A 17,348-nucleotide genomic window follows, 5' to 3' on the forward strand; every position below is an offset into this window, starting at 1 on the left:
GGCACCAAACATTGGATCCGTTAATCAATGATCCGATTCTTCCACAAAATGTTCGGCAAGGCCGGTATCGTATTCAAGGCCTTCTGCCGTCAAGACGATGGATGCAGGATAACCTTCGCGCGCCAGGCCCTTACGGGCCAATGCCACCCAAACAGCAGGATTATTAAAACCGCTGGCATCGCGGGCCGACACCACAAATGCACCAACATGCACATGGTCACCATGCCCGTGCGGCAGGCGATGAATGGTGGCATCGCCGCTTTGCGCATCAATGCTGCCGGAATTCGGGTCTTTGGCCAAAATTTGGGCCAATGCCAGGGTGCGGGTTTGCAGGGCATTCAGTTTCTTGGGGTTGGCTTTTTGTACCGGCATTGCTGTGTCCTTGGCAAAAAACAGGTTGATTTTATCGCCTGACTTAGCCGCAAACGCGGCCCCACATCAAGCCCGATTTTACGATGGGAAGCACGCCACCAGCTGTTTGCGCAATTTGCGATCGCGCTTTAAATGCCATTCGCGACTCATGGCCTGCCCAAAGGTGCGGAAACGTTCCATATACACCACTTCCCAATGGCGCCCCCGGGTGGATTTGGCCCCCTTGCCGCTGTTATGGGCGGCAAGGCGGGCCTCAACATCGGTGGACCAGCCAACATAGGTGCGCGGGCTGGCACTGCCGGTTTCCCGCAACACATACACAAAGGTCCAGCTGGCCATAGCGGCCCTCAGCCCATTGTCGAATTAAATGCGCCACCATCAAGCAGCAGGTTCTGTCCAATCATGAAGCTGGCATATTCGCTGCACATAAAGGCACAGGTCGCCCCGAAATTAAGCGGATCGCCAAATTTACCGGTCGGCAGCGACGCCTGAGCACGGTCGCGGGCTTCATCCATCGAAATGTTTTCCGCCTTGGCGCGATTGCCCATCAGGGCATTAATGCGGTCCGTATCATGCTGGCCGGGCAACAGGTTGTTAATCACAACACCCTCCTTTGCCACCTGGCGCGCGGTACCCGCGACAAACCCGGTCAAACCGGCGCGGGCCGCGTTGGACAGGCCAAGCTGCGGGATCGGCGATTTGACCGAACCCGACGTGATATTAACAATCCGGCCCCATTTGCGCGCAATCATGCCCGGCAGAACCGTCGTGGTCAGCAAAATCGGGGTTAGCATATTGGACTGAATGGCGGCCTGCCATTCATCCTGCCCCCAATCGGACCACACACCGGGCGGCGGGCCACCGGCATTATTGACCAGAATATCGGGTTCCGGGCAGGCTGCCAGAACCTTATTGCGGCCTTCTTCGGTGGTGATATCGGTGGCAACAGTCTGCACATTCACGCCAAATGTATCACGAATATAGTGTGCCGTTTCTTCCAGCGGGCCTTCGCTGCGGGCATTTAACGTCAAATCAACACCGGCTTCGGCCAATTTAATGGCACAACCCCGTCCAAGGCCCTTGGACGACGCACAAACAATGGCCTTGCGGCCCTTAATTCCCAGATCCAATGGATCCTCCCATGAATGGTCGGTTTATCGATGGCGCAAAGATAGCCTGCCGGACATTCCAGCGTCAAAGATCAATGGCAACCGCGATAAACCGCATCATAGGTATAAACATAATCCATCGCCCGGCGGCCCACTTCATCGGCACTCATGCCCGGTTTGTAAATGCCCGATCCCAGGCCAAAACCGTTACATCCTGCCTTGGCAAAGCTTTCAAAATCAATCGGCTCCACACCGCCAACGGCAAAAACCGGTAGTGATTTTGGCAAAACAGCGCGCATCGCGGCAATACCTTGTGCGCCAACCTGGCTAGCCGGAAAAATCTTTAACCCGTCCGCCCCGGCCTTGATCGCGGCAAAACACTCGGTTGGCGTCATCACGCCGGGCCACGAACCCATGCCGCATTTTTTGGTATGCGCAATCACCTCGATATCGCAATTGGGCGATACGACAAATTCGGCATCAATACCTTTAAGGCGGTCAACATCCTCGACCGTCAATACCGTTCCCGCGCCAACTTTGGCATTGTCCCCAACCGCTTTTTTCATCACGGGTATCGCCTCGAACGGATCGGGCGAATTCAGCGGTATTTCCATCCGGGTAATGCCGGCATCCACCAATGCCCGGGCAATATCAGCTGCCTCGGAAGAGTGTATGCCCCGCAGAATGGCAATCAGATTACGATGTGACATCACATGATCCTTTCCGGTCTCAACGTTTCCTAGTGGGCCGATTTATAAGTTGGTCAAAACGGTATGGGCCCGCCGCAACCCGCCCAGGGTCGCCGCTTCGGCATCGATAATTTCAGCATCAAAACCATGAACCCGCAAGGCCTGGTTGTAACGGGCGGAAAGTTTGCCATCCCCGATCAGGGCAATGCTCTCGCTGTGGTCCAGCCGGGCAACAATATCGGCAATTTCACTGCCAATCACATAGCCCGACAACGTGGCCGCTCCGGCACCAGCCGTGTCCGTATTCGGGGCGACCAGCCCGCTTGCGCGAATGCCAAACAGACAATGCAACAAATCACCCTGTTTTTCGGCAACATGACGAATGGCGGATTCAAATGCCTGCGCATCATCCGCACCCGGCATGGAATGACGCAGGATCGATTGTTGCGACAGCAAAGCAAAAACCTCGCCGCTCATATAGGTGCGAAAACCGGTAATGCTGCCATTCTCAATACGGGCCCATTTACTGTGCGTACCAGGCAGGCAGACCCACCCGGCAAAATCGGGGTGATCGGCCATAAAACCGACAAGCTGGGTTTCCTCGCCGCGCATCACATCGGGGTCATCAACCTGGCACAAACCGGGCAGGATATGCACATCAAGCCCCACCTGCCTTAGCACCGGTTTCACCACCCCTGCCGCCAGTGTTTCCGGGCGTGCAGGAACCGTGGCATAAGGGGCCTCGCACCAGCCCTGTTTTGCACCGGCCATACCACATATGATGACGGAAATACGATCATCCTGCGACAGGTGATCAGGCAACCAGCCCGCAATCAGGTCACGCAGAACCGTTTCAAAACCCCCATCGGTAATTTTGTTCAGGCCAAGGTCCGACTCGGCACGCGCCAAAATAGCGTCATTCGCATCCATCGCCCACAGGCGAAGATTGGATGTTCCCCAGTCAACCGCGACCCAGTCAAGGCGCGAAGCAATATCCGTTTGCGACAAAGCCACCTCTACCTGCCCTAAATATTTGATGGTGCTGTTTATTTCCTCATACGATTAAACCCGATTGTCCCGCTTGTACATCCCGGATTTCAAATCCGTCACTGTCAACACGAACAACTAAAGACTTTTGACCAGCGCAATCAGATCATCTTCTACCTCGATCCCTTCGCTGGCAGCCTTGTCGCGCAGCGCCTGCCCGCGCCGTCCCGGCAGCCGCACGCCCGGGTCCAGGGCAATTTCTTCGGCCAAATGATAAATACGCGCGAGCGGATCAAACCCGGGCGCCGTATTTTTCGGGTCTATGGCAATAATTGTATGACCCAGCGCAGGCGGTGCGCCCTTATCGTCAAAAAGCGACGTTGCCTCATGCGAAAAATTAGCCGCGCTCAGCCCCGCGGCCAAAATTTCCACCATCAACGCCAAGGCCGCCCCCTTGGCATCGCCGGCCGGGATCATGGTGCCGTCCATTGCCGCATTGGCATTGGTCGTCGGGTTGCCATCGCGATCCAGCGCCCAGCCTTCGGGAATATCCACCCCTTTTTGGCGGGCGGCCATGATTTTGCCGCGCGCCACCTTGGACAGGGCCATATCCACCACAATTGGCGCCTTGCCTTGCACCGGTGCGGCAAAGGCCAGCGGATTGGTACCATACATCGGCCGCACCCCGCCCCACGGTGCCATCGCAGCAGGGGCATTTGCCGCCATGATGGCAAGCAATCCCTGCTGGGCAAACCGCTCCACCGTCAGACCCATAACGCCTGCATGGTGGGAACGGCGAATGGTTGCCATTGCAATGCCTTGCGACCGGGCCATGTCGGGCAACTCGGCAACGGCAATGTCAATCGCCGGGTACGCATAGCCGTGTGCGGCATCAATTGCCAGAATGCCCGGCGCCGGGCGGCTAAAAGTTGGTGTGACCTGACCGTCCACTTTGCCGCTACGGGCCTGGGTGGCATAGGCCTCGACCCGGCGAAAACCATGCCCGCCCTGCCCGGATGCCTCGGCAGCAATCAGTGCCGTTGCCACCGATGCGGCATTTTCAGCCGAGACGTTATTACGAACAAGGACGTCAACAATCAATTGACGGGAATCGGACAAAGACAAAAGCATCGGCAATACCTGACATATAAAACAACGTGCCTTCTGCACCCCGGCACTTTAAACCGGTATTCAATTGGGATGCTTGTGTTTTTTTGGGCTGCGCAGCGCATACCACGCCCCAGCCGCCACCATAAGCGCCAATGAAAACCAGGTAATCGCATAAACCAGATGACTGTTATTAAAACGGATTTGCGTTAGCCCGCCAATCGGCAGTCCTCCGGGATTTTTCTGCGCGTCCGCATCAATGAAATAAGGGGCGACCTGGTTGGCATCCAGGCCATCATGTTCGGCCATTGCCTTGACATCGCGTGAATACCAACGGTTATCCGCCGGGACATTATCGCGCAAAAATGTGCCGCCCGGCTCATCCATGCGCAGCAGGCCATTGATGGTAACAACACCTTGTGGCTGCCCTTCGGCACGGGTGGCGGGCTCTTTATGGTCGCTCGGCACAAAGCCCCGGTTGATCATGATGATGGCCCCGGAATCCGCCCGCACCATCGGCGTCATCACCCAATAACCCGCACCATAATCGGTCGAGGTATAAACCTGGGTTTCCTTGTCATTCAGAAACGTCCCCGTCACGGTTACATGGCGATATTCGTCATCCTTGCGATTGACCTGTGCCCAATCCGCCTGGCGCGGGGCGGCCTGCACCGGGGCCGCAACACGGGTTGTGACCCTTTCAATCAGGTCAAGTTTCCAGGCACGCCGTTCGATCTGCCAAATCCCCAGGGCCACAAAGCCACAAAACAGGATTGCCGCAATAATAGCGAGAATGATCCGGGTTGCCTTTGACCTTGGCTGGCCGGTGGTGCTTTCATCAAAAGAAACAGGCTGCGTCATGAAAACTTGCTTTCAGGAAAGAACCAAAAATCTACCATAGACAGAAAAAAGGCGCGCCAGGTTCCCCCGCCGCGCCTTTCAATCATTAAATCCTGCCGATCACGGCATGGATTTCATCATGCTTTCGGACATCTGCGGCATCATGTTGGTGTTAAGATGGAACATAACCCACAGCGAACCACTAATCGCAATCGCAACAATCACGATGGTAAAAATCAGCGCCAGCATGTTCCAGCCGCCTTCCGATTTGGTGTTCATATGCAGAAAATAGATCATGTGAACCACAATCTGAATCACGGCAAGGCCCATCACGGCAATGGCGGTTGCGGTGCTGCTTGAAAGCACATCCGCCATCACCAGCCAGAACGGAATGGCTGTTAGGATAACCGACAGGATAAAGCCGGTCATATATCCCTTGAAGGAACCGTGGGCGGCGCCATCACCATGACCGTGGTCATGATCATGCCCGTGGGAATGGTCATTCGCGTGCGAGGTCATCCCAGAACTCCCATCAGATAAACAAAGGAAAACACACCAATCCAGATCACGTCCAGGAAGTGCCAGAACAGGCTGAGGCACATCAGGCGGCGCTTGTTGGCTTCACCCAGGCCGTATTTGCCAACCTGGACCATCAAGGTGATCAGCCAGATGATACCGCAGGTGACGTGCAAACCGTGGGTTCCAACCAGCGTAAAGAACGAGGTCAGGAAAGCACTGCGCTGCGGACCGGCACCTTCGGCAATCAGATGCGCAAATTCGTAAAGCTCAAGGCCCACGAACGCGATACCGAACAGACCGGTAATTGCCAGCCAGACCAGCGTTCCCTGTAGCTTGTTCTTTTCCATCGCCAGCATGGCAAAGCCATAGGTGATCGACGAGAACAGCAACATCGAGGTGTTGATCGCAACCAGCGGCAGATCGAACAGATCCTGCGGACCAGGCCCACCTGCATAATTGCGGCCAAGAACACCATGTGTTGCAAACAGGACCGCAAAGATGAGGCAGTCGCTCATCAGATAGATCCAGAATCCAAGCATGGTGCTGCTTGGCGCGTGCGGCTCTTCCTTAACCAGGAAGACCGGGGTCTCCGTATTATTCACGGCAGATTGCGTAGCCATTATCGAGTTCTCACGCCTTTTTTGCCAGAAGCCGGGTTCGTGCGTCTTCGGTCTTCACGACCTGCTCTTCCGGAATATAGAAGTCGCGGTCATAGTTGAACGAATGCCCGATGGCGACAGCAACCATCGCAACAAAAGCGACAATGGCCAGCCACCAGATATACCAGATCATCGCAAAGCCAAAGACAACGGACAGTCCAGCAAGGATCGCCCCCATACCTGTGCTCTTGGGCATGTGAATGGACTTGAACCCTTCGGTCGGACGGACAAACCCGCGCTGCTTCATGTCCCACCACGCATCGTGGTCATAAACAATTGGCGTGCGCGCAAAGTTATATTCCGGCGGCGGCGACGAGGTCGACCATTCCAGCGTGCGTGCATCCCACGGATCGCCCGTTACATCGCGCAGCTTTTCACGGTTCTTGATGCTGACAAAAAGCTGCATCAGGAAGGAACCGATACCAACAGCGATCAGAACAGCACCGAAGGCGGCAATGATGAACCAGATATGAAGCGAAGGATCATCGAAATGGTTCAGGCGGCGGGTAACGCCCATCAGGCCAAGCACATAAAGCGGCATGAAGGCGAAATAGAAGCCGATAAACCAGAACCAGAAGGACATCTTGCCCCAGAACGGATCAAGCTTGAAGCCGAACGCTTTGGGGAACCAGAAATTGATCCCGGCAAAGACACCAAACACAACGCCACCGATGATCACGTTATGGAAGTGTGCGATCAGGAACAGGCTGTTATGCAGCACAAAGTCAGCGGGCGGAACAGCAAGCAGAACGCCGGTCATACCACCGATAACAAAGGTCAGCATAAAGCCGATCGTCCAGAGCATCGGCACTTCAAAGCGAATACGCCCCTTATACATGGTAAACAGCCAGTTGAACATTTTCGCACCCGTCGGGATGGAAATGATCATGGTGGTGATACCAAAGAAGGCATTGACGCTGGCACCCGACCCCATCGTAAAGAAGTGATGCAGCCAGACCAGATAGGACAGGATGGTGATCACAACCGTTGCATAGACCATCGAGCTGTAACCGAACAGCCGTTTGCGACAGAAGGTCGACACAATTTCCGAGAAAATGCCAAAGCAGGGCAGGATCAGAATGTAAACCTCGGGATGCCCCCAGATCCAGATCAGGTTCACATACATCATCACGTTGCCGCCCATATCATTGGTAAAGAAATGGGTGCCGACATAACGGTCAAGTGTCAGAAGAGCCAGAACAGCAGTCAAAACCGGGAACGAGGCAACGATCAGGACGTTGGTGCAAAGCGCGGTCCAGGAAAAGACCGGCATTTTCATCATCGACATGCCCGGGGCGCGCATTTTCACAATCGTCGCAATCAGGTTAACCCCTGATAACAATGTTCCCAGACCGGCGATCTGCAAACCCCAGATATAATAGTCAACACCGACGCCGGGACTGTGAATAATGTCGGAAACCGGCGGATAAGCCAACCAGCCGGTACGGGCAAACTCACCGATAAAGAGCGACAGCATGATCAAAGCGGCACCGGCCGTTGTCATCCAGAAGCTGAAATTGTTCAGAAACGGGAATGAAACGTCGCGCGCGCCAATCTGCAGCGGCACCACAAAGTTCATCAGACCAGTGACGAACGGCATGGCAACAAAGAAGATCATGATCACGCCATGCGCGGTAAAGATCTGGTCATAGTGGTGCGGCGGCAGAAAACCCTCGTTTCCACCAAACGCCATGGCCTGCTGGGCACGCATCATCAGCGCATCGGCAAAGCCGCGCAGCAGCATGACAACACCAAGGATCATATACATCACACCGATCTTTTTATGATCGACAGACGTGACCCATTCGCGCCACAGATAACCCCATTTACCGAAATAGGTGATACCACCCAAAACGACGAGACCACCGAATGCAACACCAATAAAGGTCACAATCAGGATGGGCTCGTGATACGGAATTGAATCAAGGGAAAGCCGACCAAAGATCAACTTTAACAGATCCGTGTTTGAAGACATCGGTTTACTCTTCTTTTCAGTGTGGCTGTGTCAGACACAGCCACCAAGGTCCGATAAAATCGGGATCGCGTTTCAATCAGAGCTTCGCAGCCGGCGTTTCCTTGTCGGATGCCGATACCGGAGAATAACCCTCTACCGAACAAATGCCGACTTCCGACCCTTCCAGGGAAGGAAACAGCTCGGCGTGTTCGTCATGGGACTTCCCGCCTTGTTTGTCGCGCATGTGATCCATCATCATCATTTCATCCATGCACATTTTGCCCGCTTCGACACAACGGTTCAAAATGGCGTGATAAAGTTCCGGATCAACACTGTTATAATATTCAACCGGGACGGCCGTGCTCGGCTTGACCAGGTCAAGATATTCGCTGCGACCAAGTCCGGTAGCACCATCCGCTTTCACTTTGGTAACCCACTGATCAAAATCAGCCTGGCTCAGACCATGAAACTTGAAGTGCATGTCCGAAAAGCCATCGCCACTATAGTTGGCGGAAAAGCCCTTATAGACACCTTCCTTGTTGATCACGGCATGAAGCTTGGTTTCCATTCCGGCCATCGAATAAATCTGGCCTGCCAGTGCAGGAATGTAAAACGAGTTCATGATCGAGTCCGAGGTGATCTTGAAATTGATCGGAACATCAACAGGTGCTGCAAGTTCGTTAACCGTCGCAATGCCCTGTTCCGGATAAATGAACAGCCATTTCCAGTTCAGTGACACAACTTCAACCGTCAAGGGCTTTACATCAGCCGCGATCGGGCGCTGTGCATCAATACGGTCAAGCGGACGATACGGATCAAGCCTATGCGTGCTTACCCACGTCAGCGCCCCTAATGCGATAATGATCAGCAACGGAGCTGACCAGATGATAACTTCCAGCTTGGTCGAGTGATGCCACTCAGGATCATACTCGGCGTCTTTGTTCGACTGACGGTATTTCCATGCGAAAAATACAATCAGCACCATCACCGGAATGATGATCAGCAACATCAGAACAGTGGAGATAAGGATCAGGTCGCGTTGCTGCATTGCAACGTCACCCGAAGGCTGCATCACAACCAGATTGCATCCAGTCAGGAGAAGCATCAGAGGAGCAATGAGCAGGCCGCGTGAAAGTTTTAATGACATACGCTTGATCTTTTGACCAGTCTCAGGACGAGACCATTTACAAACAAAACAGCAATATTCGCATTGCGCCCCGAAAGCCCCAATCACGTCTATTGCCTGTCGTTCCCGGATTCAGTTTCAAAAATGCGGCAACACCAGGCTGCCACATTTGACGAAAATATAGCTTGAAAAATTCAAACCAGTGCCCGGATTGCTACATCCGGCACGCAATTTTGTCAACCCCGGCACCCCAGCTTTTCCGCCACATTTGCCATGCCCCTGCGACATAAGTCACAATCCCAATCAAGAGGCGATTTGACAGCAATGATTTACAGGCTCATAGTTGTTTTAAGACCAATTCCAAATCTGGCTTTGACTCAACCATAAAGGTCATAAAACAACTAGGGAGGGGTATATGAGTTATCCCAGTCAGTCTTATGCAGCGGCCTCCTCGTCACAGCTTGAACGGGACGTCAGGCAACTCTCTACACGCAAACAGGTCGACCCGGGCAAGATCGCACTGGGCGTCATTATTGGTCGTACGTCGGAGTTTTTCGACTTTTTCACATATTGCATTGCAGCAGTAATTGTATTTCCCCGCCTTCTATTCCCCTCTTTTGATCCGGTAACAGCGACCCTTTATTCCTTCGCCATTTTTTCCCTTGCCTTCATCGCCCGCCCGGCCGGGTCTCTTTTGTTTATGGCGATTGACCGCAAACATGGCCGGGGAGCAAAACTTACGGTTGCCATGTTCCTTCTGGGCGGATCAACCGTCGCCATCGCCTTTATCCCCAGCTATGCCAGTGCGGGGGCACTGGGTATTTATCTGCTGTGCACGTTCCGTTTTTGCCAGGGTTTGGCCCTTGGCGGGGCCTGGGATGGACTGGCATCCCTGCTTGCGCTCAATGCACCGGAAAACCGCAAAGGCTGGTATGCAATGATGCCGCAACTGGGCGCGCCTGTTGGCTTCATTCTGGCGGCGGGCCTGTTCGCATTTTCCTTGCTCACCCTTAGCGACGCCGATTTTATCGACTGGGGCTGGCGCTATGCGTTCTTTGTCGCCTTCGCCATCAATGTGGTTGCGCTGTTTGCCCGCCTGCGCCTGGTTGCCACCACCGAATTTGGCTCCCTTCTCGATAAAAATGAACTTCAGGCCGTTCGGATTTCCGATACCTTTAAGGTTCATAGTCGTACGATTCTGCTTGGGGCATTCCTGCCACTTGCCAGTTATGCACTGTTTCATCTCGTCACAGTCTTCCCGTTAAGCTGGGTCAACCTTTATACGGACCATTCGGTTGGCCGGTTTTTGCTGATCCAGCTTGTTGGTGCCGTCATCAGCATGGGCACCATCGCGGCATCCGGCATCATTGCTGATCGCATCGGCCGACGTAAACTTCTGGGCATTTCCGCCGTCATCATTGGCGCAGGCAGCTTCGTTGCTCCCTTCCTGTATCAGGCAGGGGCCATTGGCGAAGACATTATAGTTCTGGGCGGTTTTGCCATTCTGGGCCTGTCCTTTGGACAGGCAGCCGGCGCACTGGCGTCAAACTTCCGCCAGCAATATCGCTATACCGGTTCGGCCATTACATCCGACCTTGCCTGGTTGATCGGTGCGGGCTTCGCCCCTCTGGTCGCGCTGTTTCTGTGCGAGGAATTTGGCCTGATCATGGTGGGTGCCTATTTGCTCTCGGGCGCAATCTGCACCCTTGTCGCCCTGTATTTCAACAAACAGATGGTTGAAACCCAGGCAGACTGATCCTTCGGAAGCTTAAAACTTTACACCCGAAAAACATACCAAGGGCCGCCTGACAACCGGGCGGCCCTTTGGGATTGAAAGATGCAATACATAGATATGATTGTTCCAAAACCACCCCAAACGCAAAACGCCCTGCATCATGGCAGGGCGTTTTGGTTTGGGCCTTTATAAAAGGCAAAAGCGTTTGCACACTTAAACAAGCGGCGGCAGGTCTTCTTCAAGGATCATGATTTGCAGCGAGTAGCTGACTTCACCTTCGTCTTCGTCACGGTGCAGAACGCCGAGAAATTCGTCGCCAACCCGCATTTCAACCGGCTGCCCCTTGGCGCGCGGCGGGTCAATGGCAATACGGTTATTATCAAAAGTGCGACGCAAATAGTTCGTTACCCGTGCAATCTCGGACGGTGTCATACTCTGCTTCCTTGTTTCAACTGTTGTCGTCAACGCGCGCGGGCGGCACAGCAAAAAGCCGTTTCCCTGCCCATATGGCGCAAAACGAAAAATCCCGTGCTTTTCCTTTCACAAACCGGGCCGGTAAATCAAGCCCGTCGATTGTAAAACGATCAATTTTTTGCCCTGTTCCCGGCAAAACCAAATTCCTGGCCCGCATCAGGACTGTCAGAACAGATTAACTATAACGGCTTTGTTTCCCGTGCGATACCCGTCTGCGGCAAAGTTGGTTGCAAAGAACGCCCCTTATGGTTAAGTCGATAACATGACCCAGCAAACAAAATCCCCTTCTTTCGCCGAGGATACATCCGCGTCCCCGGCCCCATATCCGGTTTTATACAGCTTTCGCCGCTGTCCCTATGCCATGCGGGCCCGCATGGGCCTGATGGCGGCTGGTATTGATGTTGAATTGCGCGAAGTTGTCCTGCGAGACAAACCGGAAACGATGCTAAAGGCCTCCCCCAAAGGCACGGTTCCCGTACTGGTTCTGCCCGATGGCACCGTAATCGACGAAAGCCTGGAAATCATGGTTTGGGCGCTGGCCGAAAAGGACTCGCATGAATGGCTAAGCCCGGCAAGCGGCAACCTTGATGATATGCTGGTCTTGATCGCACAAAATGACGGGCCGTTTAAAACCCATCTTGACCGCTATAAATATGCCAGCCGTTACGAAGGGGCAGACCCGGATTTTCACCGTGAACAGGGCGAAAAAATCCTGAACCGGCTGGATGGCAGGCTTGCTGTTGGTCAATATCTGTTTGGATCGCGCCCTGCCCTGGCCGACTTTGCCATTGCACCCTTTATTCGCCAGTTTGCCCGCACCGATCAAACCCGGTTTGAGGCGCTGCCCTTTGTGCATTTGCATCGCTGGCTGAAAACCATGCTGCAAAACCCGTTTTTTACCGGCATCATGGGTAAATATGACCAGTGGCATGAAGGCGACAAACCGGTCTTGTTACAGGCCGCCAACATAACCAGATCAGATATTCAACCGCAAGCGGGCTGGTAAAGCCCCAACGCCTGTGGTAGCAACGCCTGCATTGAACAATTCCACCTTCGGGGACCCGGACGAATGGCCGATTATGAAGTCAAGCCGTTGATCACTGCTGAGGAAATTGCCGCGAAAATCGACACGCTGGCAGCCCAGATCAACGAAAATTTCAAAGATACCAAAAAACTGATCGTGGTCGGCCTGTTGCGCGGATCATTCGTTTTTATCGCCGATCTGGCACGCAAACTGACTGTACCGGTCGAAGTCGATTTCATGGTGGCATCCAGCTATGGCGATTCCACCGAAAGCTCGCGCAATGTCCGTATTGTCAAGGACCTTGATGGTCAAATTCGCGGCAAGGATGTTCTGCTGGTCGAAGATATCATCGATACCGGCTATACCCTGTCCGAGGTTGTGCGCCTGCTGCAAACCCGCGATCCCAACCGCCTTGAAATCTGCACGCTGCTGAACAAGGCATCGCGCCGCGAAGTGGACATTCCGATCCATTATTGCGGTTTTGACATTCCCGATGAATTTGTCGTCGGTTACGGCATCGATTACGCCCAGAACAATCGCAACCTGCCCTTTATCGGCACGGTGCATTTCCACGGCGAATAAGCAACACCTTCCGCACACAACAAAACCGGCACAGCCTGGGCTGATTGCCGGTTTTTTGTTTCGATATCATGGCAGTTAACGTCATGGCAAATGGCGCGATTACTTCCGGTCCTGACCTGGATCACGCGGGAATGGCGAGCCCCGATTGTCATTCACCATTTCATCAATTCCGCCGGTTGACGGGTCATCGGGCTTTTCCGCAGCCCGCGTCATCGCGGCCTCCTCGGCTTTCTCGGCGCGCTCAAGAGCATCGGCAATTTTTTGCCGACGGTCAAAAACGCCCAAGCCATCCAGATCATGAAGCAGGCGTTCAAAGCCCTTATTCATTTCAGACCTGTTACCCTGCCCGGTGGCAAAACCGGCACGGGCGGCATCCATCAGCAAATCCAGGATCATGTCATCTTCGCTGCGCGGTGCAGCTGTGCCGGGGGCTTTTTCCTTTTCGCCGGTCTCATAGGTCGGACTTTTACCAAACCAGATGGCAATCGCCACCAGCCCGAGTACAATCAGCACCAACCCCACGGTTAAGGCCGACAATACCGAACCAACATGGGCGGCAAGCCCCATATAGATAGACGCCAGAACAAACCCGGCCCCCACCAGCATGACAACACCAATCACGGCGATGGCCGCAAGCCTTGCGGCTGCGGCCTGCGCCATGTCACCGATTGCCTCGATGAGCTGATTGATCATCGTTGCAGCAGGCGGCCAATCAACAGGCCAAGCCCAAATGTTGCCGCAACCGTGATTAACGGACGTTCACGCACCTGATCAACCGCCACATCGCGGGCATGGTCAAACTGTTCACGCGCCTGGCCGGAAACTTCGCGAACACGTTGTGCGGCTTGCGCAGCACGGCTCTCGCCGTTTTCCATCGCCATCGTCTTCAGCGTTTTTGTGACTTCCGCCAGGTCTTTGCGAAGGGTCTCAACCTCGGCCTGCAACTTGGAAGCGTCAGTGTTCGTGTCGGCTTCATTCTTGGCCACCATCGGGACCTCCTGTTTTGTTATCATCTGTTGCCGTATACAACATATCTGTAACGCAGGTGGCCCCGTCCGGTTCCATATCAAATGTGATGATTTAGTGGCAAAACCAGCAATAAGGTTCAACCAAAACGCATCCTAAAACCGCAACCCGACATAATTTTCCGCCAAGCTGGTTTTACCGGCATCCGATGACAGCACATAATCCAGCTCCGCCCGGCGCACCCGGCCATCAAAACTGTCCTCATCGCCAAAACGATGCAGCATCGATGTCATCCACCAGGAAAAACGCTCCGCCTTCCACACCCGCGCCGTCGCCTGTTGTGAATACTGCGCCAGGTGCTGTTCATCATTATCGCAGAACTTCGCAATCAGGGCCTCGGACAAATAGTGCACGTCACTTGCCGCCAGATTAAGCCCCTTGGCCCCGGTTGGCGGCACAATATGCGCGGCATCCCCTGCCAAAAACAGCCTTCCATGTGACATGGGCTCAGCCACAAAGCTCCTGAGCGGCGCGATGCTTTTTTCAAAAACCTCACCTTCATTGACCAAGTCGGCATCCTCCGGGCCAAGGCGCAGACGCAATTCATCCCAGAACCGGTCATCGGACCAGTCTTCGATTTTTGCGTCACTGGGCACCTGGACATAGTGCCGCACCACCGTTTCGGACCGCATCGAACACAGGGCAAACCCGCGTTCGTGGCTGGCATAAATCAGCTCGTCGGCCACCGGCTTGGCCTTTGCCAACACCCCCAACCAGCCAAAGGGATAGACCCGCTCAAAGGTTTTAAGGTGGTTTTCGGGCATGGTACGCCGTCCCACCCCATGATACCCGTCGCAGGCGGCAATATAATCGCAAGTCAGGCTGTGTTCGGCACCATCCTTGACATAGCGAACCGTGGCACGTTCGCCGTCAATATCGTGCAAGCTCACATCTTCCGCCTCGAAAACGATCTCGCCACCCTGACCCAGCCGTGCAGCAATCAAATCTTTAGTCAGTTCGGTCTGACCATAAATCATCACCGTTTGCCCGCCGGTCAACTCTTTCATATTGATATGATGCCGCTTGCCATCGACGCTAATGTATATGCCATCATGCAAAATGCCCTCGGCATTCATGCGCTGATCCACACCAATTTTGCGCATCAGGCCTACTGTGCCCATCTCCAGCACCCCGGCGCGAATGCGGCCTTCAACATGGCCGCGGCTTTTACGCTCCAGAATGATGCTTTCGATGCCACGGCATTTTAACAGATGCGATAACAGCAAACCTGCCGGGCCACTGCCGATGATGACGACGGGAATATACATGACGCTTTCCTGATGATCTTATTCTCATTCGGCCCAACATGGCCTTTGTTATGATCACAGGATAAATCGCGCCCCAATCCGGCTGAATGGACAAACCCGGAAAAGAAAGGCACAAAACGAACATCTATAACCAAACGGCTATAGCAAACGTTTGAATACTCATAAAATCAGGGCGGGTGCACAAAACGCCCCGCCCTGCAAACAGCCGAATGTCGTGGTACCAGCCCCTAAAAATGATGTTCGCGATGTTCAAACATCCAGGTTTCCGTCAATTGCCGGTCGCCCTCTTTTAGGCTGGCGCGCAAATTGACCGGACCATTGCCATCCGGGAACACATCAAACACCAAACGCCAATAATCCTGCCCCACCACCCGCAGGCAATAGGCATTTTGAATGGCAGCATTGCTGGCCGATACATCCGGCGTAATCTTCTTGTCCTCGGTTTTGAAGTTGGCAAGCGCGCCCCCGGCAAAATCGATCGCATATTTAAGCCCCTTGTCCGGGCGCTTTTGCCCCGGCACACCGGCCCGGCCGGTGCGTGTGGCAATGGTATGGGCCACATTTGCCGCGCCAAACATATCGGCCTTCATCCAGTGCATCCGATATTGCCAGGCGCGTTCTTCCCCGGCGGGGATTTCCGCGTCCGTCGTCCAGTAGGCACCGATATTGTCATGAATTTCATCATCGGTCGGGATTTCCAAAAGCTGAACCATCCCCTTTCCCCAGTCGCCTTTGGGTTCAATCCACAAGGATGGCCGACGGTCATAAAACACGCCGTCATCCTGATAATTGGCAAAGCTGCGATCGCGCTGCATCAGGCCAAAGCCCTTGGGCGACTGATCGACAAAGCTGCTGGTACGGGTGTGTTTGGGGTTATCAAGCGGCCGCCACAACCGCTCGCCCGTTCCGGTCCATAGAGCAAGCCCATCATTGTCATGAATTTCCGAGCGCCAATCCACCGCCTCGTCGCGGTTGGTTTCCGAAAACCAGAACATGCTGGTCAGCGGCGCAATCCCCAACCGGCGAATGGCCTGACGGGTGAAAAACCGCACCGTCACATCCATCACAATGTCGGTATCGTTGGGTTTCTGACAGGCAATTTGCATTGCCCCGGTCAGGCTGGGGCCGTCCAGCAGCGCATAAATATGCAGGCCGCCATCCTGGGTGGGCTCCAGCCAGAACTCGGTAAACCGGGGAAATTCCTCTGGCTGGTCATGCAGGGCAATATTGACCGCAACGGCGCGGGCCGACAGGCCATATTGGTCCTGCGGCCCGGCACAGCGAAAATAGGACGCGCCCATAAAGGCCAGCCAGTCGCGCGAATGGTCCTTTTCATACAGGGCGCGAAAACCGCCCCATCCCGTATCATCAGGCATGTCACCCGCCTGAATATCCCCCTTATAGGCAAAGGCCGACGGGTCATATTCCACTTCCTGGGCCTGACCGTTTTCCACGATATAAATACGAACTTTTTCCGGCGTGCCCCGGTTTTGATGAAATGGCGCTATCGGCGGAACACCATCCTGATTCAGCCACAGCGCCTTTTGTGTATCAAAGCGGATCTTCTGATAGGCGTCATAATCAATGCGTGAGAGAACATTTTTTAGGGCATCAGACACAACAGGGGGCTGATAAGGCTTTTTTGCCTGCTCCCGTGCCCAGCCAATGACACCCTCAAATGAAAACGGCTTTTTTTCACCACGCGGCAGGCTGCTGTCCTCCGCGGCAAAGGCGCGCGATACCCCGCCCGGGATCAACCCCGCCGCGACCGCCGCGCCCATATAACCAATAAATTTACGCCGTTCCATATTCACGCCCATCAAGCACCCTTCACCTTGCCATTTGCCATATCTTCCGTCATTTGCCTTAAACCACAA

Annotated in this window: 19 protein-coding genes; 3 read left to right on the forward strand and 16 right to left on the reverse strand. The window is 54.3% G+C overall.

The genetic code is table 11. From position 1 onward, the window contains the following. Positions 1–24: 24 nt before the first annotated feature. The 11 genes from LF95_RS18365 to cyoA form a co-directional block, all read right to left on the reverse strand. Positions 25–372 (reverse strand): hypothetical protein, encoded by a 348-nt coding sequence (locus LF95_RS18365; RefSeq protein WP_073956624.1) that lies wholly within the window; start codon positions 370–372, stop codon positions 25–27. Between the two features lie 78 nt (positions 373–450). Next, positions 451–711: a GIY-YIG nuclease family protein gene (locus LF95_RS18370; protein ID WP_073956625.1), complete on the reverse strand. Its 261-nt coding sequence runs from the start codon at positions 709–711 to the stop codon at positions 451–453. Between the two features lie 8 nt (positions 712–719). Further along, a complete protein-coding gene (locus tag LF95_RS18375) occupies positions 720–1,502 on the reverse strand; it encodes an SDR family NAD(P)-dependent oxidoreductase (RefSeq protein ID WP_073956626.1) in 783 nt (260 codons plus the stop codon). 71 nt (positions 1,503–1,573) lie between these two features. Further along, complete coding sequence (locus tag LF95_RS18380; RefSeq protein WP_073956627.1) at positions 1,574–2,191, reverse strand: 2-dehydro-3-deoxy-6-phosphogalactonate aldolase; 618 nt, start codon at positions 2,189–2,191, stop codon at positions 1,574–1,576. 42 nt (positions 2,192–2,233) lie between these two features. Beyond that, positions 2,234–3,184 (reverse strand): 2-dehydro-3-deoxygalactonokinase, encoded by a 951-nt coding sequence (locus tag LF95_RS18385; protein ID WP_252509828.1) that lies wholly within the window; start codon positions 3,182–3,184, stop codon positions 2,234–2,236. A gap of 111 nt (positions 3,185–3,295) precedes the next feature. Beyond that, a complete protein-coding gene (locus LF95_RS18390) occupies positions 3,296–4,288 on the reverse strand; it encodes an Ldh family oxidoreductase (RefSeq protein ID WP_073956628.1) in 993 nt (330 codons plus the stop codon). Positions 4,289–4,348: 60 nt separating this feature from the next. Then, positions 4,349–5,125 carry an SURF1 family protein gene (locus LF95_RS18395; protein ID WP_073956629.1) on the reverse strand — a complete coding sequence of 259 codons (777 nt, stop codon included), beginning with the start codon at positions 5,123–5,125 and terminating at the stop codon, positions 4,349–4,351. 99 nt (positions 5,126–5,224) lie between these two features. Continuing rightward, on the reverse strand, positions 5,225–5,623 hold the full coding sequence (locus tag LF95_RS18400) for a cytochrome o ubiquinol oxidase subunit IV (protein ID WP_073956630.1): 399 nt from the start codon (positions 5,621–5,623) through the stop codon (positions 5,225–5,227). After that, entirely contained in the window at positions 5,620–6,243 is a 624-nt protein-coding gene (gene cyoC / locus LF95_RS18405; protein WP_073956631.1) for a cytochrome o ubiquinol oxidase subunit III, read from the reverse strand. Before cyoC ends, LF95_RS18400 begins: the two co-directional genes overlap by 4 nt. Before the next feature lie 10 nt (positions 6,244–6,253). Further along, the gene (gene cyoB / locus LF95_RS18410; RefSeq protein WP_073956632.1) at positions 6,254–8,257 is read right to left on the reverse strand and encodes a cytochrome o ubiquinol oxidase subunit I; all 2,004 of its coding nucleotides are present in this window, start codon (positions 8,255–8,257) and stop codon (positions 6,254–6,256) included. Between the two features lie 76 nt (positions 8,258–8,333). Beyond that, positions 8,334–9,383, reverse strand: a complete 1,050-nt coding sequence (cyoA, locus tag LF95_RS18415) for a ubiquinol oxidase subunit II (RefSeq protein ID WP_073956633.1) — start codon at positions 9,381–9,383, stop codon at positions 8,334–8,336. Positions 9,384–9,777: 394 nt separating this feature from the next. Here cyoA and LF95_RS18420 point away from each other — a divergent pair, with 394 nt between their 5' ends. Beyond that, complete coding sequence (locus LF95_RS18420; protein WP_073956634.1) at positions 9,778–11,118, forward strand: MFS transporter; 1,341 nt, start codon at positions 9,778–9,780, stop codon at positions 11,116–11,118. A 192-nt stretch (positions 11,119–11,310) separates the two neighbouring features. On the opposite strand, the gene LF95_RS18425 is transcribed toward LF95_RS18420, so the two are convergent. Continuing rightward, positions 11,311–11,529: a DUF3126 family protein gene (locus LF95_RS18425; RefSeq protein WP_073956635.1), complete on the reverse strand. Its 219-nt coding sequence runs from the start codon at positions 11,527–11,529 to the stop codon at positions 11,311–11,313. Between the two features lie 304 nt (positions 11,530–11,833). On the opposite strand from LF95_RS18425, the gene LF95_RS18430 reads away from it, so the two are divergent. Then, positions 11,834–12,577 (forward strand): glutathione S-transferase, encoded by a 744-nt coding sequence (locus LF95_RS18430; RefSeq protein ID WP_073956636.1) that lies wholly within the window; start codon positions 11,834–11,836, stop codon positions 12,575–12,577. Positions 12,578–12,640: 63 nt separating this feature from the next. Beyond that, positions 12,641–13,177 carry a hypoxanthine phosphoribosyltransferase gene (hpt, locus tag LF95_RS18435; protein WP_073956637.1) on the forward strand — a complete coding sequence of 179 codons (537 nt, stop codon included), beginning with the start codon at positions 12,641–12,643 and terminating at the stop codon, positions 13,175–13,177. 99 nt (positions 13,178–13,276) lie between these two features. Here hpt and LF95_RS18440 read toward each other — a convergent pair whose 3' ends face one another. The 4 genes from LF95_RS18440 to LF95_RS18455 form a co-directional block, all read right to left on the reverse strand. Continuing rightward, positions 13,277–13,870, reverse strand: a complete 594-nt coding sequence (locus tag LF95_RS18440; protein ID WP_073956638.1) for a phage holin family protein — start codon at positions 13,868–13,870, stop codon at positions 13,277–13,279. Continuing rightward, complete coding sequence (locus tag LF95_RS18445; RefSeq protein ID WP_073956639.1) at positions 13,867–14,166, reverse strand: DUF883 family protein; 300 nt, start codon at positions 14,164–14,166, stop codon at positions 13,867–13,869. Before LF95_RS18445 ends, LF95_RS18440 begins: the two co-directional genes overlap by 4 nt. Before the next feature lie 132 nt (positions 14,167–14,298). After that, the gene (gene pobA / locus LF95_RS18450; RefSeq protein WP_073956640.1) at positions 14,299–15,471 is read right to left on the reverse strand and encodes a 4-hydroxybenzoate 3-monooxygenase; all 1,173 of its coding nucleotides are present in this window, start codon (positions 15,469–15,471) and stop codon (positions 14,299–14,301) included. Between the two features lie 227 nt (positions 15,472–15,698). Beyond that, positions 15,699–17,279: an OpgD/OpgG family glucan biosynthesis protein gene (locus LF95_RS18455; RefSeq protein WP_215905704.1), complete on the reverse strand. Its 1,581-nt coding sequence runs from the start codon at positions 17,277–17,279 to the stop codon at positions 15,699–15,701. Positions 17,280–17,348: the final 69 nt, after the last annotated feature.

Origin of the sequence: Thalassospira sp. TSL5-1 (assembly GCF_001907695.1) — a bacterium.
GTDB lineage: Bacteria > Pseudomonadota > Alphaproteobacteria > Rhodospirillales > Thalassospiraceae > Thalassospira.